Source organism: Candidatus Nitrospira bockiana (assembly GCF_965152565.1).
Genome location: NZ_OZ224215.1, coordinates 361430 through 375483, shown reverse-complemented (window position 1 = coordinate 375483; position 14054 = coordinate 361430). Strand labels below are relative to the sequence as shown.

Genomic DNA, 14054 nt, shown 5'->3' with positions numbered 1-14054 from the left:
ATGAAGTGAAGACGTTAGGTCCGTTGAGTCCGTTTCGTCCGTTTGGTCCGTTCACTCAGTTTGGCCCGGCTTTTCCAACGGACTCAACCGACTGAACGCTCTTTCCCAACGGACCTAACCGACTCAACCGACCTAACTGACCAAACAGACTCAACGCTCCCCTCCTACTTCCCCTTCATGAGCCGATAGACGGTCCCGCCGTGGTCGATCACGTACAGCTCGCCGGCCTGATCCTGGCCCAGTGAGGAGATGCGAAACCCGGTCGCGAGCAGGAGGACTTCCCGCCCGCCCTGGAGGCCCAGCACCTCGCCGCTACAGTAATCGGCATAGACGTAGGTGCCGTCCAGACCTGCGAGCTCGCGCCCTCGGTACACGTATCCCCCGATGATCGAGCAGCGGGGCTCGCGCGTTGGATACTCCGCGACCGGCGGGATGAGACCGTCGGCCGAGCAGCCGACCCTCGGGGCAAAGCAATGGCGCCCTTCCATGATCCGCCACCCATAGTTCCCGCCGCGCTGGACGAGATCGATCTCTTCCCAGTCGTTCTGGCCGACGTCCGCCACCCAGAGGGCTCCGGTCTTCCGATCGAAGGCGAAGCGCCACGGATTGCGGAGCCCGAGCGCAAAAATTTCCGGCCGGCCGCCCCCGGCGGCAAACGGGTTGTCCGGCGGGATGGCATAGGGCTTCCCCCCATCCACGTCGATCCGAAGCATCTTGCCCAGCAGCTCGTGCGTGTCCTGCCCGCGATTCTCCGGGTCGCCGCGGGATCCGCCGTCTCCCATGCCGATGTACAGGAAGCCGTCCGGTCCGAACTCCACCATGCCGCCGTTGTGATTGGTATAGGGCTGGGGGATGACCAGGAGCACGCGCTCCTCCCCCGTCGAGACCGTCCGATCGGATGTCGCCCGGTACTCGGCGATCACCGTGGCGCCATCGGGCCGTCGCGTGTAATTCACGATATACCGGCCGTTCTGCGGATAGGCGGGATGGAACGCCAGCCCCAACAAGCCCTGCTCCCACCCGGTGGACAAGACGCGTCCGGTGATATCGAGGAACGGCCGCCCGACGAGCACGCCGTTGTGAATCACCCGGATCCGGCCCGGTTGCTCGACCACGAACAGGCGGCCGCTCGACCCCGGCGGCTCGGCCACATAGAGCGGACGATCGAACCGCTGAGGGACGACCGGCTGGAGCCTGAGGCCGGAGGCGGTGACGGCGCAGGTCGCCGCCGGCCACATGGCGAGAGCGCCGATGAGGAGCAAGAGAGCGATGCCGCTCGTACGCCGGCCTTGGCTGCAGGCCGGCGTCGTTACCATGCTCGACTCGGTCGCGGCCTCACGTCCGCCCCTCCAGATATTCGAGCAAGGCGCGGTAGGTCAGCTCGCGGGTGACGGCCTTGGAGTGAGCCTCCCGGACGTTGGCTTCCAGCCACACGCGCTCGCCGATGTGCGTCTGAGCCTCGTTACAGAGCGTCCACATGTGATGCAGGAAGCCGTCGGGCAGGCCGACCTGGACCCCTTCCGACTCGATGCGATCATCGAGGATCGCGAGCAGGTCGGAGATGGCCTGGTCCGGGCGGTAGGGAGCCGGGGTAAATCCGAAGGACTGCTGCGTCCTGGCCTCCTGCGCCGCCTGCTCGACGAGATCGTGCATGTATTCCTTGAGCAGGCCGATGACGTGGCCGCTGAGCTTCGGGTCCGATGTCGCCATGCTTCATTATGGGGGACGGCGCCGCCGAGGGCAACCTCGGCTTGACCGGTCTACGAGCGGTCTTTTAAGATGACGCGCCCACCGAAACAGGACCACGACATGTCCGACCCAGGCCTCCCCGAACGGATCACGCTCGAAATCACGACGCCGGCCGGTCCGGTGAACGCCACGCTCGACGTGCCGGCCGGATTCGTGCCGATCAGCAGCATCGTTCCGTTCCTGCGGCGGGTGGGAGAAGACGCGCAGGCGCTCGAAACGCAGCACCTCGCGGAGACGGGCGAGCACGTCTCCTGCCGTCGCGGATGTGCCGCCTGCTGCCGCATGCTGGTCCCCGTGTCTCCCCCGGAAGCCTTTCGGCTGCACGCCTGGATCGACGGGTTGCCCGAGCCCCGCCGGACGCGCTTGCTGGAGAACGTGGCGGCCGCTCAGGCTCGCCTGACGGAGGCGGGACTGCTTGAGGCGCTTCGCGACGTCGCGCACACCGAGCGGGGCCTGACCGATGAGGAGTTGGAACCGTTGAACCGCGCCTACTACGCGCTTCGAATGCCGTGTCCGTTTCTCGAGGACGAGACCTGCGCCGTCTATGAAGAGCGCCCGGCCGCGTGCCGGGAACTGCTGGTCACCTCCCCGGCCGAGCTCTGCCAAGACCTGATCAACCAGCCGATCCGCCCGGTTCCCGTCCCCACCCGGGTCGGCAGCGTCCTGGGCCTGCTCTGGTCGGAGTTGACGAAGACCGCGCCCCGCCTGATTCCGCTGCCGCTCGCGCTCGAATGGGCCGAGGCGCAGCGCGCGGACATGGCACGCGAGTGGAAGGGCCTGGCGCTGCTGGATCAGGCGCTGGAGACGCTGTCGCGCCTGCTCGATTACGAATTCGCCGCGCGGGGAAAAAACAAGACGACTCCCAGCACGCGCTAGGAGCCGTCCTGTTTTCGACCTGCCGCCCCGCGGCCTCCTCCTGCATTTCGGCCGACCCCATTCCGGCCGTCCACAGGGGGTGAGCAAGCGCCGTCGCGCGAAGCGAGTATCCGTTAGGCTGCGTGAACCGTCTCCGCCTTCTTCCGGACCTGGAAGGCCTTATCCTCCAAGCCCAGCGTGTCGTAGAGCGACGCGATGTTTTGATGGAGTTGGGCCAGGAGCTGGCTCAACTGGGCCTCTTGCGCCATCAGGTTCGCTTCCAGCGCGACGCGCTTTTCCTCGATGCGGCGATACCGCTCCTCGATGCGCTGGATCATGCCGATCCAACTCTTCACCTTCTCGGACTCGATGTCCGGGTGCGCAGGCAGCGCGTCGCCCCGTTCCAGCGCCGCATCGACCCGCTGCATCCAATCGATGAAGATGAGCAGATCCCCCAACGTGATCTTCGAGGCATTGGTGTCCAACTCACAAACCTGATCGTTCATCCGCCCCTCCTGTAGATGATGATGTGGATGGAATGAGAATGACGCCGAGAACGGGCGTCCTGCGCTTGCCGGTCGTCGAAGGAACCATGAGGTGACCGAAGGGAGTGTAGGTACGAGGACTACATACTGGGAATGGGAGGCCAAGTCAAACGCTTTTTCTCGGCTGCCACACGATCACCAGGAAGGAGTGGCCGGAGGCCAGCCGACGATGACGGCGTCTCCGCGACGCGCTGTGCGGAGGCCGACGGCCAACCACCTCCGTGCGGGGGTGATGTCAAGCCGCTTGTGTAAATTCCTGAAGGGTGTGCTGACGCCACTGCAAATTAAACCGGTTGAAGATCGAGTAAATAATCCGCTCCACACTCTGGACATTGACAAAGCAGACCATCGGGCGCGTCCGCCGACGCACTTCCACGAAGCAGCGTTCGATGGCATTGGTGGTGCGCAGCTTGCGCCGCAGTCGCGGAGGACAACTGAAGAACGCCAACAACTCGGGCAGATCCGCCAGCACCCGCGCGACCACGGTCGGATACGCGGCCTGCCAGTGCCGAGCGAACGTGCGGGCGGCGGCCTCCGCCTCCCGCCGATTGGGGGCCTGATAGATCGCCTGCACGGCGGCCTTGACGGCCGCATGATCCCGGCGCCGGACACGCCCGAGTACGTTGCGCAGCTTATGCACCCAACACCGCTGATGCGGGACCCTGGGGTAGACGGTCTGCACGGCGGCCGCTAACCCCGGACAGCCATCCGTCACGACGAGTTGCAGGTGCCGGCCCTCCAGGCCGCGCCGGTAGAGATCCTGCAATAAGCCCTCCCACGCTGCTTGGCTCTCGCCCCGGCTCCGGGTAAACGCCAGCAACTGCCGGGTCCCATCGGCCCGGATGCCGTAGGCGACTAACAGCTGGACGCGCTTGCGGCCGCTGGGGCGTCGGACGCGCAGGCTCACCCCGTCCAGAAACAGATAGCGCCAGTCGTCGGTCAGGGGCGCCTGATGAAACTGGGCCACGGCGTGGTCCAACGCCCGACTGAGGCGCGAGACCGTTTGGGCACTGACCGGCTCCTCCGTGAGCAACGCGATGAGGCGCCCCGCGGGCCGCGTGCTGATCCCGCGTAAGAACGCTTCGCGGATGAGCAGGGTCACCTCCGGCGCACGCCGCTGCAGGCGCTGGAGCCCCCGCGGCAGGAACGCCTGTCGCCGCGTCCGGGCCACGCGGACGCGGAGCGTCCCGAACACCGTCACGACCTCTCGTTCATAGAAGCCGTTGCGATAATCCGGCCGGCTCGCGTCCCGCTCATACTCCCGCACCCCCAGATACCGATCCCGCGCCTCGACCGAGAGTCGCTCCAGGCTGCGTTGCCACACCTCCCGGGTGTGGCGATGCAGATCGCCCCAGAACTGCTCGCGGACGTCGCTCATGAAATGTTGAAACTGCTCGGTCCACGGTGCTAGCGTGCTCATGGGTGTAAGCCCTCCGTTGTTGGAGAATGGGTTTGCCTGGACAGCGACCCAGCTTACACCCTTCTTCTTTTACACACACAACGTTACATCACCCCGTGCGGGATCTCGATTGTCCGATGGCCAGCTTTGCGCTATGATGGCCGCCTTTCATTCGCTGCGAGGCCCTCATGGTAGCCCCGATCATCACGTGCTTGGACCTGGAAGGCGTCCTGGTGCCGGAGATTTGGATCAACGTGGCCGAGCGCACCGGCATTGCCGACCTGCGGCTGACGACCCGTGACATCCCCGACTACGATGTGCTGATGAAGCGGCGCCTCGGGATCTTGGACCAGCACCGGCTGAAGCTGGCTGACATCCAGTCGGTCATTGCGACGATGGCGCCATTGGACGGGGCGACGGAATTTCTCGGCTGGCTTCGGGAGCGCTGCCAAGTCATCATCCTCTCCGACACGTTCTCGGAGTTCGCGCTCCCCTTGATGCGGCAGCTCGGGTATCCGACGATTTTCTGTAATCGGCTGGAAGTCGACGCCGCCGGCCGGATCGTCAACTATCACCTTCGCCAGCCGGATCAAAAGCGACAATCGGTGATCGCGCTCAAGAGCCTCAAGTTCCGCATTCTTGCCGCCGGCGACTCCTATAACGACACCGCGATGCTGGCCGAGGCGGACGCCGGGGTGCTCTTCCGCCCCCCCGACAGCATCGCCCGGCAATTCCCTCAGTTCCCGGTCGCGCAGACCTATCCCGACCTGCAAGCGCTCTTGGCGAAAGCGGGGCCGTTGGAGAGATAGGAGCGGGGAGCTTCGGAGCTGTCAGCAGACAGATGAGAGGCTGACGGCTTAGCTAAGAAGGCTTGGCTCGGCCGCGAGCTTCCTTACGGGGTTTCGGCGCACTCGCGGATCGGACAGGTGCTTTGCTGACCAGGGGGAAATCGGCAGGGTGTTCAATAGACTCCACCGCAAGGTCGATGTCCAAATCAGGCCAATAGAGATGGTGGGGATGAGGAAGCGTGACGTTCATCAGTTTGCGAACAGGAACGTCTTCAAACCAAGGGAACTGATCAAAGGGCATGAAGAGCTCTCGCTGCTGAAGAAGCAGCCAGAAGCCATGCTTTGAAACATTCGTGACTTCAACTGCCGAAGGAAGCATCAGTTCTCATTCCCTTTCACCACCTCCAACAGCTTTCGTCCCCAGCGCTCGAGCTTGGCGGGGCCGATCCCGGGGATGGCTTCCAGCGCGTCGAGGGACGCCGGGCGCATCGCGGCGATGTGCCGGAGCGTCTTGTCGTGGAGCACCATGAAGGCCGCCATCTCCTCCTCCCGCGCGACAGCGGCTCGCCAGGCACGCAAGCGCTCGAACAGCTCCAGATCGGCCTCCTGAGTCACAGCGCCTCGTCCCGCGCCCTTCGTCTTCTCAAGGGTGCCCGGCGTCGGCGCAGGGGCCGGCTCTTCCCACTCCAACGCCTCCGTCCCCTTGAGCACGCCGGCACCTTTCGCCGTCAGCTCCAAGACGGGATAGTCCAAACCTTCCGTGCGCAGGTAACCCGCGGTGAGAAGCCGGCGCACCAGCCGTCCGATGCTCGCCCGTCCGAGCGCCCGCAAGCGTCCGTAGGCCTCGCTCAGATGCAGCCCCGAACCCGTCACACCCTTGGACGTGCTGCCATAGAGCAGATCGGTCAGGCGCGTGGCACCGAACCGCCCATGAAACCGGGCCACGGTCGAGAGCACGGCTTTGGCCTGGTCGAGCACATCGGGGTCTGCCTCTTGGACCGTCGGAGCCGATCGGCATCGGTCGCACCGTCCGCACGGGCCGAGCGCCGTCTCATCGACGTCGCCGAAATAGTCCAGGACGACGAGTTGCCGGCAGCGCGTGGCATAGGCATAGGCCACGATCCGCCGAAGCAGGTCGCGGCAGGCCTCCTGGCGCGGACGCGGGTCCATGCCGCTCAGGGCCAACGCCTCGCCGGATTTCTGGATCAGGAATTCCTGGGTGCTGATGTCGCTCTGCTGGAACAGCAGGACGCAACGGGCCGGCAACCCGTCCCGTCCCGCACGCCCGGCCTCCTGATAATAGGCTTCGAGACTGCCTGGGACGTCATAATGGGCGACGAGCCGGACGTCGGGTTTGTCGATGCCCATGCCGAAGGCATTCGTGGCGACCAGCACCTTGACGCGGCCCGAGAGGAACCGGTCGTGAATGGCCGCCCGCGCGTCGTCGCCGAGCCCGGCGTGGTAGTACCCCACCCCTTCCGGCCGATCCGCGAAGTGCCGGGCCAATTCCTCCACCCGGCGTCGGGTCGCGCAATAGACCAAGACGCTCCCGTCGGTCACCTCGTCCAACAGCCGCTCGAGCGCCTTGAGTTTGTCATGCCTCGATGCGCACAGCTCGACGGAAAACGCGAGATTGGGGCGGCGAAAGCCGGTGACGACGGTGAGGGGCGTGCGGAACGCCAACTTCTCGACGATGTCGCCTTGAACGCGGGGCGTCGCCGTCGCCGTGAGCGCCAGGCACGGCGGATCGTCGAGCTGAGCCCGGAGCTCCCCCAGCTTCAGGTAATCGGGCCGAAAATCATGCCCCCAATGGGAGATGCAGTGCGCTTCGTCCACGACGAGCAGGGACGCACCGGCCTGCCGGAGCTGGCGGATGAACCAGACGTGCTGCATCCGCTCAGGGGCGAGATAGAGCAGCCGCAAGCGGCCGAGCTTCATGTCCTGAATCGTGCGGTCGCGCTCGGTCTGCGAGAGCCCGGAATGATAGGTCCCCGCGGCGATCCCCCGCGCCCGGAGGGCATCCACTTGATCCTTCATGAGCGCGATCAACGGGGAGATGACGACCGTGAGGCCCGGAGTCAACGTGGCGGGCAGTTGGAAGCAGAGGGACTTGCCTTGTCCCGTCGGCATGACGGCCAGGACGTCGCGACGGGCGAGCACGCCCTCGATGACCTCACGCTGGCCGTGCCGGAACTCCTCGAAACCGAACCGGCGACGAAGCTGTTGGATGAGATCGAGTGGAGGAGAGTCGTTGACGATATGCAGCATCGGCGGGACCGTGCCGCTAGTCACGCTTCTCGCGCTGCACCCACCCTTCTTTCATCAAGCACTTGTCGACCATACTCTTCTGGACGTACGGGGTATAGACGACGGTGTTACCTTGGGACATCGAGTTCACGACCTGGCGATCGCACTTGTTGTAGTCATAGACGAACTGCTCTTTCTTCTTGGTGGCGTGGACCCATTCGGTGGAGCTGCAGCCGGCAACGACCAGGAGGCAGGAGATCAACCCGAGCAGGACGAGACGATAGTGGTGCATGCAACCCTCTCGAGCAGGTGTGGAGGTGAATGGCGGCAGGAGTCTAAACGGAGTCGGAGCAGCCGTCAAGAGAGATGGGCGATGCCGGAGGATCCCGAGGACCGGAGGCCGACTCAGGCAGTCAGGCCTTCTTGAGCGCGTGGTTCAGATGCATCACCGCCTGCTCGAGTGCCTCATCACCGGCGACACTCCTCAACACGTCCTTGGCATTCTCTTCCTTGGGGTAGATGGGTGCGATGCGCAGGGACTTGTGGATTACCGGGTAGGCGTTGGATTTGATCGGGACATAGAGCCGGTTGAGGCTGGCCCATGCCCGCCCGTCGGCTTGGGCGATCGGCCGGCCGGTCTTGGCATCGAGCAGGACCAACTCGGACAGCGCATAATTCACCGCCTCGAAGCCCGGCACCTTCGGTCGAGTTCCGCCCTGCTCGGGCGCGCCGTCCAAGGGGAGGTAGAGCGGGATCTCGGATTCCTCACTCGAGAAGATTGCGATCAGCAGATAGTCCAATCCCTGCTCTTTCGCCAACTGGACGAATTGATCGGCATTGCCGGTCGGAAGGACGCCCGGGTCTTGCAGCACTTTCACGATCCGGATCGGAAGCATCTCCTGGACCTGTTGTTGCGTCCGGTCCGTGAGGAAATGGAGCGACTCCTCGGACAGGGCCGGGGCGGATCTTGGCCACGTCACATCGTTGAGGACCAGGAGGCCGGCATCGATCAGCTGATCGGGAGAGATGGCGGCGAGTTCCATCCTGTCCCGCTGAGCGTCGGCGCCGAGGTAGGCATCGATCCGAGCCGGTGGCGACGCGGAACAGGCGGCGAGCACGATCAACAAGACAACCGAGATCAGAGATCGAAGCGGGATCATGGTCGTCCCTCCTGGCGGGAGGCATGGCGGCTGCACCGTTATCATCGTCCCCTTGATTCGACGGTGTCAAGGCACGGCGCCTGAGCCAGTGACTCCTGCAGATGACCGGTCCTGTTGCTTCCGTCCCCTCAATCCGGTAGGGTACGCGCCATGCGATTTCCCCCCGGCGCCTCGCTGCTGCTCTTCAGCCTCGCTGTCCTCCCGCTTTCAGGTTGCGACCAGTTACGCCTACCCCGACTGACCTATGAAACCGAGCAAGCGCCGCCAAGTCCCCTCACCGCGAAGTTCGTCTTCGAGGATTCCGTGAGGGACGCTGTGTTCGAGCAAACGATCTGTGCCGACCAGCTCTGGCGAGGGCCGCTCGGTGACGCCATCATCAAAGCGTTCATGGAGCGGGGACGGAGGCAGTTCGCACAGGCCGAGCTGGCAGCCGCCAACGGCGCCCCAACTCCGGCTGGCGGGACCGTCCCGAACCTCGTGATCGCCTCTCGGCTGATTCGGCATTCATTTGTCCCGACGACGAGGACCGGCGAGTTGGATCACTTCATGGCCCATCTTGACATTGAAATGATCACCTCCTTCCAAGATGCGACGGGCCGGACGCTCGCAGAAATTCCATTGCGATACTCCGATCAAATGAACTTATGGACCCCTCTTCTCGGATCGGGAGGTGCGCAGTGCTCGGCCGGACAATTGGACGCCGCACTGCGGAAGGCGGCCGAGTACCTTGCGACCAAGATGGCGGAAAGCGCCCATCGAATCAGTCAGCCCTCTGCCCCGGCCCAGACCGCTGCGGCGCAGGTCCCGGTATCGCAGGCTTCTCCACGGGAGGGCGGAGGAAGTGCCTTGTCCGTACGCGCGACCCTGCTCGATGAAAACGACAACCAAATCCTCGAAGCCGGTGAGAAGGTCGGCGTTCGGATCGATGCGACGAATCAAGGCAGCACGCCGTTTCCCGCCGCCTCCGTGGTTCTCTCGGGAACGCCGGCATTAGTCGACGCTTTTGCCGGAAGCATGAGTACGCCGCTGCAGGTCGGGCCCCTGCAACCTGGTGAAGCCAAGTCCTTGATCCTGTGGGGACGAATGCCGGCCAACGTAGAGGCGCAGCGCGGGGAGCTCATGCTCTCTTTGGCGGCGAGCAATATGGCGAACCTCCCGACCCAAACATTGGTGGCCGCTATCCGGCCGAGGTCGATCGCGACGCCCGGCGTGGCGACGCCCGCGTCCCCTCATAATAAAGCAGCGACCGGTTCGATGGTCGGTAGCCACTATGTGATCGTCACGGCCATTGGCCGGTATCGAGATACTGCTGCTCCGGCAACCAAGATGAACGACTGGGATTCGCTGGTGTCCGCGCTGGAAGAGGGCGGGATCCCTCAGGCGAATACGTTGACGCTCGTGGACGACCACGCCACCCGGATCGACATGGAGGAGGCGGTCGAGACCTGGCTACCCGAGAAGGTCGCCGAGGACTCGATCGTGATCTTCTACTTCACCGGCCAGGCGGCGGTGGACGCGAAGTCAGGGGGCGTCTACCTGGTCCCCTATGATGCCGGCCGGTCTTCGTCGGCCCGACGGATGGTCGCGCTTACCGACCTTCAGCAGAAACTGGGGAAGCTTCCGGCCCGACTGAGCCTCCTGCTCATCGAGCCGACCGATGTTCGCGCCCTCGATGGAAGCGTGCTGCCGCAGGCGAAAGCCAAGGCTCCCAACTGGCAGGGCGAGCTGGGATCGAAGAGCCGTGGGAAGGCGCGCGAAAGCCGAGCCCGTGTCCTCCAAGTCGTAAACACGGGCCACGTGGCCGATAACAGCTCCCCGTTGCTGCGTGTGTTCCAGGGCCGCCTGGATCCGGACCAGGATGGAACGACCACGGTCGCCGAATTCCTCCGTGCCCTGCCAAAGTCGGCAACCGTCTTCCCGGCGCTCCCTCAGACCGCCTCAGAATTGACCCTTCCGATCGTGAGTAGCCCCGCTCAGTAGTCTTTCAACTCTCTGGGGCGGAAGCGGTCGTACCAGGTTCGCTCAGCCGACCATCGTCGCGGCCTTCTCATACTGAGCCTTCATCAGCTTCAGCATGGCCTCGACGCTCTCCCGCATCTCCTTGGGATTCCATTTCGCATCGCCCGGCGTACCTTCCAGTTTCGCGATCTCGCGAAGCACATTGTCACGCGTCTGGATGAGATCCAGGACGAGCGCTTGAGCTTCGGGTGATGCCTTGAGCTTGGCGACCAGCTTGTCCACCTGCCCGATCAAGGCCTCGACGGACGTACGGAACTGGCGGGGGTCATTCGGCAGACCGTCGACCTTCAACGAGTCGGCGGCAACGGCTGGTTGGCCCAACGGGAGGTTCGCGACCATGAACGCGCTGAGGAGTGCCATCGATACAGCGACGGCACGGAGGACACCCATCGGCATGTTGTTCTCCTTTCGCTCTGTGGTGGCTTGGGTCTACTCCCTCTCCGGCCCCGATGCCTCGGATGAAAGAGCCGGAAGCACCCGACACGAGGCACGGTAAACCCCGGCTGCGCCCTAGAGGTAAAGCAGGAGAACCGAATGTCAAGACGGTGAGAAGGACTCGCCCGAGCCTGGTAGGCGGTCCCCGCCGATCTCGAACAGTTCACCAAGAGAAAAGTTGTGATTTCGTCCTGGAACAGAGAGGGAAAGGTGAGCCTAGGTCGGCTAGCTTCTCGAGAAGCGCTGCTCCGGGGGAGGGAGGGGCCCCGCCGAGGCATCCTCGGCGGGGCAGTCTCGAGGCTAGAAGTTGATGTGTAGCTGGGTGTAGGCCCAGACTTGGTTGACGGGATTCTGACCGGGACCGGCCACCTTGTCCAGGAAGTCTCCGGCGATGATGTAGCTGCCGCCGATCTGCCAGGCCACCTTGTTGTCTTTGAAGAACAAGGTGTAGATGCCGTCGAGCTCGGTCGCCAGCGAGCTGGAGCCGTTGTTTTGCGTGAAGTAGCAGTTCTGAGCGGCGCGGTACCAGCAGTCACCCGAGACCGCCTTCCTGAACTGCCACACCCGGAATTCCACGTGTTGCGCATCCGACGGCTTCATCTGGAGGCTGCCGCTGTACGCCACCATGTTCCGCCAGGCCATCACGTCGGCATAGCCCATGACGATGTGGTTGGTCGGATAGAAGTTCTCGAAGGTGTTGGCGTTGCCGTTACACGCCGCTACCTGCCCCTGTTGACACCGAGCCGCATCACCGTCACCGGATGCATAGTTGAATTCGATGCCCAGGCGCGGTGACCACGGGATAGCCGCCAGCGTCACACCAGCTTCAGCCGCTAGAGCATAGGCGTTGATATGAACCCGCTGGCCCGAGGCGCCAACGCCCATCGAGCCGAACTGCCAGTAGCCTTCAACTGTTCCATCGAAGATCCCTTGCCGCAATGCTAGGCGGGCACCCACGTTGTGGCGGGCCTGATCGTTGGCATGTGCAGCAAGGACGCTATTAGCCGCTGATAGGCCAGCCCCCTGCGTAGCGCTGTTCTTAAAGTAGACCCATAGGGGCTCAAACGACAGCCCAGCCATGGGCTTGAATACGAACCGCGTGAAAAAGATATCGGCATCAGCACCCGCCTTCGCGAAACTGCTCGTCGGCGCGCCCTGCGGCATGACGCCGAATGACGTGCTTTGAGTGCCAAAGACGTTGAAGTCGGTCTCCATCGGGCGCAGCCATCCGCCCCAGAACTCCCAGGTCGGCTGGGTGTACTGCAGGGTCACACCGTCATGGGTGAAGCCCGTATTGGCCCAGTCGAAGTGACCGAACAGGCGGTGGTTGCCCATCACGATCATTTGACGGCCGGCCTTCAAGCTCAGGTTTTGGACGCCGAGGTTCCGGATCATGATGAAGGCCTGTCGAAGGAATAGACTGTCTGCCTGACCGTTCTGGAACGCGTCGTTCGCGCAGATACTGCCACCGGCGGAACATCCAGCCCCTGCCGTAATAGTATTGTTGGCGGCTCCCCAGTTTTTCGCCCACTGCGGCTGAACGAAGAAATCCACATCGGGCGAGATGGCATAGTCAATTCCCAGTCGGAACCACTGCTGGACATAGAAATCATTCGCGCCAGCGACGCGGCCGGTACCGGTTTGAGACACCCCGAAGTTCGAGTTCGTGCGCAACTCCGGCCGCACCCGCATATCGCCGGAGATCGTCAGCCTCCGGATATCGAACAGCGGGCTCTTGGGTGGATCGAATTCGTGATAGGGGGTCAGGTCGGGCATCCCGCGGGGGATGGGGGGGATGTTGGTCGGTTTGTCGATGACTTTTGCCGCCACCGGCGGGTCGGCAAAGGCGGGCATCGTCGGCATCGCGACCAACGTCGCGAGCACCGCGAACCACGTGATTCGCAGAAGAGCTGCCTTCATAGCGTTCCTCCTGTTGATTGGATAAAGAGACCCGGCCGCGTTCGTACCTCGCCGCCGGACGTGTCACTCCAACCGCAACCACTATGAACAAGCTACGGTTCTTGTTGTGTCGTGGAACCGGGACCCGGTGTGCCTTCCGCCCCCGGTGTGACTGTGCCTACCGGCGTCACCCCCTTTCAGAGAGACGATTAAGCCGTGTAAATATACTCAGTATAGCGCCAAAAAAAATTCACGCCTTGGGAGCGCCCTGCTCCGGCGCCTTGGAGATGTTCTCGATCTCCTGCTCCGCTTCCTTGACCGACGCTTGGAAATCCTGCTCGACCATCTTCACTTCCTGCTGGATCAGGTTGATCTCGGGCTCCACCGACTTGCGCAGATCGTCGGCGGTTTCCTTCAGCCCCTTCACGGCCTTGCCGACCTGCCGCCCCACCTCGGGGAGCTGCTTGGGACCGAACAGCAAAAAGGCGATGACCAGGATGATGAGAATCTCGCCGGCGCCCAATCCAAACATAGTTCGGCCATCACCCTTGCTTCGGCTGTTCCATCGGTGCGACGTGGGGTTGCGGCTGTCCCTGCGGTTGCCCGGCGGGCTGTGGCTGCCCCGCCTGCGGGATCTGCTGCGACTGCGCCGTCTGCTCCTGAGCCGGCGTGACATCCATCGCATCCGGTTCGTTGACCGATTTCTTGAAGCCTTTGATCGCCTTCCCCAAGCCCTCGCCGAGCTGCGGGATCTTCCCCGCGCCGAAGATGATCAGCACGATGATCAGGATCAGCAGCAGTTCCATCCATCCAAACGAGCCAAACATGGGTCCCTCTATGCGCCTTGGCCCAGACGGTTACAACGGCCGGCGGCGTGCCTCTCGCTCCACTCACGGCTTGAATGGACTGGGCGGCCTTCGTAGCAGCCTAGGATTGGCATCATGATCGTTTGTGTTGC

At 63.6% G+C, this 14054-nt stretch carries 15 protein-coding genes; 3 read left to right on the top strand and 12 right to left on the bottom strand.

What is annotated here, in order from left to right:
• Window positions 1-164: 164 nt before the first annotated feature.
• The gene (locus ACWHYV_RS01945; RefSeq protein WP_447978982.1) at window positions 165-1316 is read right to left on the bottom strand and encodes a PQQ-dependent sugar dehydrogenase; all 1152 of its coding nucleotides are present in this window, start codon (window positions 1314-1316) and stop codon (window positions 165-167) included.
• Between the two features lie 19 nt (window positions 1317-1335).
• Complete coding sequence (locus ACWHYV_RS01940) at window positions 1336-1710, bottom strand: hypothetical protein (RefSeq protein WP_447978981.1); 375 nt, start codon at window positions 1708-1710, stop codon at window positions 1336-1338.
• 99 nt (window positions 1711-1809) lie between these two features.
• Here ACWHYV_RS01940 and ACWHYV_RS01935 point away from each other — a divergent pair, with 99 nt between their 5' ends.
• Window positions 1810-2625, top strand: a complete 816-nt coding sequence (locus tag ACWHYV_RS01935) for a YkgJ family cysteine cluster protein (protein ID WP_447978980.1) — start codon at window positions 1810-1812, stop codon at window positions 2623-2625.
• Window positions 2626-2738: 113 nt separating this feature from the next.
• On the opposite strand, the gene ACWHYV_RS01930 is transcribed toward ACWHYV_RS01935, so the two are convergent.
• Both ACWHYV_RS01930 and ACWHYV_RS01925 read right to left on the bottom strand, forming a co-directional pair.
• Complete coding sequence (locus ACWHYV_RS01930; protein WP_447978979.1) at window positions 2739-3110, bottom strand: hypothetical protein; 372 nt, start codon at window positions 3108-3110, stop codon at window positions 2739-2741.
• A gap of 274 nt (window positions 3111-3384) precedes the next feature.
• Window positions 3385-4569 carry an IS256 family transposase gene (locus ACWHYV_RS01925; RefSeq protein WP_447977236.1) on the bottom strand — a complete coding sequence of 395 codons (1185 nt, stop codon included), beginning with the start codon at window positions 4567-4569 and terminating at the stop codon, window positions 3385-3387.
• A gap of 167 nt (window positions 4570-4736) precedes the next feature.
• Between ACWHYV_RS01925 and thrH the strand changes: the two genes are divergently transcribed.
• On the top strand, window positions 4737-5357 hold the full coding sequence (thrH, locus tag ACWHYV_RS01920) for a bifunctional phosphoserine phosphatase/homoserine phosphotransferase ThrH (RefSeq protein WP_447978978.1): 621 nt from the start codon (window positions 4737-4739) through the stop codon (window positions 5355-5357).
• A gap of 52 nt (window positions 5358-5409) precedes the next feature.
• Here thrH and ACWHYV_RS01915 read toward each other — a convergent pair whose 3' ends face one another.
• The 4 genes from ACWHYV_RS01915 to ACWHYV_RS01900 all read right to left on the bottom strand — a co-directional run bounded on the left by ACWHYV_RS01915 (window position 5410) and on the right by ACWHYV_RS01900 (window position 8743).
• On the bottom strand, window positions 5410-5715 hold the full coding sequence (locus tag ACWHYV_RS01915) for a DUF2442 domain-containing protein (RefSeq protein ID WP_447978977.1): 306 nt from the start codon (window positions 5713-5715) through the stop codon (window positions 5410-5412).
• Window positions 5715-7628: a RecQ family ATP-dependent DNA helicase gene (locus ACWHYV_RS01910; protein ID WP_447978976.1), complete on the bottom strand. Its 1914-nt coding sequence runs from the start codon at window positions 7626-7628 to the stop codon at window positions 5715-5717. The genes ACWHYV_RS01915 and ACWHYV_RS01910 overlap by 1 nt, the downstream gene beginning before the upstream one ends.
• Window positions 7621-7875 (bottom strand): hypothetical protein, encoded by a 255-nt coding sequence (locus ACWHYV_RS01905; protein ID WP_447978975.1) that lies wholly within the window; start codon window positions 7873-7875, stop codon window positions 7621-7623. Before ACWHYV_RS01905 ends, ACWHYV_RS01910 begins: the two co-directional genes overlap by 8 nt.
• A gap of 121 nt (window positions 7876-7996) precedes the next feature.
• Window positions 7997-8743 carry a hypothetical protein gene (locus ACWHYV_RS01900; protein WP_447978974.1) on the bottom strand — a complete coding sequence of 249 codons (747 nt, stop codon included), beginning with the start codon at window positions 8741-8743 and terminating at the stop codon, window positions 7997-7999.
• Between the two features lie 303 nt (window positions 8744-9046).
• Here ACWHYV_RS01900 and ACWHYV_RS01895 point away from each other — a divergent pair, with 303 nt between their 5' ends.
• Window positions 9047-10723 (top strand): hypothetical protein, encoded by a 1677-nt coding sequence (locus ACWHYV_RS01895; RefSeq protein WP_447978973.1) that lies wholly within the window; start codon window positions 9047-9049, stop codon window positions 10721-10723.
• A gap of 42 nt (window positions 10724-10765) precedes the next feature.
• Here the strand turns inward: ACWHYV_RS01895 and ACWHYV_RS01890 are convergent, their stop codons facing one another.
• The 4 genes from ACWHYV_RS01890 to tatA (ACWHYV_RS01875) all read right to left on the bottom strand — a co-directional run bounded on the left by ACWHYV_RS01890 (window position 10766) and on the right by tatA (ACWHYV_RS01875) (window position 13923).
• Window positions 10766-11158, bottom strand: coding sequence for a hypothetical protein (locus tag ACWHYV_RS01890; protein ID WP_447978972.1), 393 nt, complete (start codon window positions 11156-11158; stop codon window positions 10766-10768).
• 339 nt (window positions 11159-11497) lie between these two features.
• Window positions 11498-13117 (bottom strand): alginate export family protein, encoded by a 1620-nt coding sequence (locus tag ACWHYV_RS01885; protein ID WP_447978971.1) that lies wholly within the window; start codon window positions 13115-13117, stop codon window positions 11498-11500.
• A gap of 229 nt (window positions 13118-13346) precedes the next feature.
• Window positions 13347-13628, bottom strand: a complete 282-nt coding sequence (gene tatA, locus ACWHYV_RS01880; RefSeq protein WP_447978970.1) for a twin-arginine translocase TatA/TatE family subunit — start codon at window positions 13626-13628, stop codon at window positions 13347-13349.
• 10 nt (window positions 13629-13638) lie between these two features.
• Window positions 13639-13923, bottom strand: coding sequence for a twin-arginine translocase TatA/TatE family subunit (tatA, locus tag ACWHYV_RS01875; RefSeq protein ID WP_447978969.1), 285 nt, complete (start codon window positions 13921-13923; stop codon window positions 13639-13641).
• Window positions 13924-14054: the final 131 nt, after the last annotated feature.

Excerpts from the sequence above, each read along its gene's own strand:
- ACWHYV_RS01945 (WP_447978982.1), bottom strand. The coding sequence starts at position 1,316 with ATGGTAACGACGCCGGCCTGCAGCCAAGGCCGGCGTACGAGCGGCATC.
- ACWHYV_RS01940 (WP_447978981.1), bottom strand. The coding sequence starts at position 1,710 with ATGGCGACATCGGACCCGAAGCTCAGCGGCCACGTCATCGGCCTGCTC.
- ACWHYV_RS01935 (WP_447978980.1), top strand. The coding sequence starts at position 1,810 with ATGTCCGACCCAGGCCTCCCCGAACGGATCACGCTCGAAATCACGACG.
- ACWHYV_RS01930 (WP_447978979.1), bottom strand. The coding sequence starts at position 3,110 with ATGAACGATCAGGTTTGTGAGTTGGACACCAATGCCTCGAAGATCACG.
- ACWHYV_RS01925 (WP_447977236.1), bottom strand. The coding sequence starts at position 4,569 with ATGAGCACGCTAGCACCGTGGACCGAGCAGTTTCAACATTTCATGAGC.
- thrH (WP_447978978.1), top strand. The coding sequence starts at position 4,737 with ATGGTAGCCCCGATCATCACGTGCTTGGACCTGGAAGGCGTCCTGGTG.
- ACWHYV_RS01915 (WP_447978977.1), bottom strand. The coding sequence starts at position 5,715 with ATGCTTCCTTCGGCAGTTGAAGTCACGAATGTTTCAAAGCATGGCTTC.
- ACWHYV_RS01905 (WP_447978975.1), bottom strand. The coding sequence starts at position 7,875 with ATGCACCACTATCGTCTCGTCCTGCTCGGGTTGATCTCCTGCCTCCTG.
- ACWHYV_RS01900 (WP_447978974.1), bottom strand. The coding sequence starts at position 8,743 with ATGATCCCGCTTCGATCTCTGATCTCGGTTGTCTTGTTGATCGTGCTC.
- ACWHYV_RS01890 (WP_447978972.1), bottom strand. The coding sequence starts at position 11,158 with ATGCCGATGGGTGTCCTCCGTGCCGTCGCTGTATCGATGGCACTCCTC.
- ACWHYV_RS01885 (WP_447978971.1), bottom strand. The coding sequence starts at position 13,117 with ATGAAGGCAGCTCTTCTGCGAATCACGTGGTTCGCGGTGCTCGCGACG.
- tatA (WP_447978970.1), bottom strand. The coding sequence starts at position 13,628 with ATGTTTGGATTGGGCGCCGGCGAGATTCTCATCATCCTGGTCATCGCC.
- tatA (WP_447978969.1), bottom strand. The coding sequence starts at position 13,923 with ATGTTTGGCTCGTTTGGATGGATGGAACTGCTGCTGATCCTGATCATC.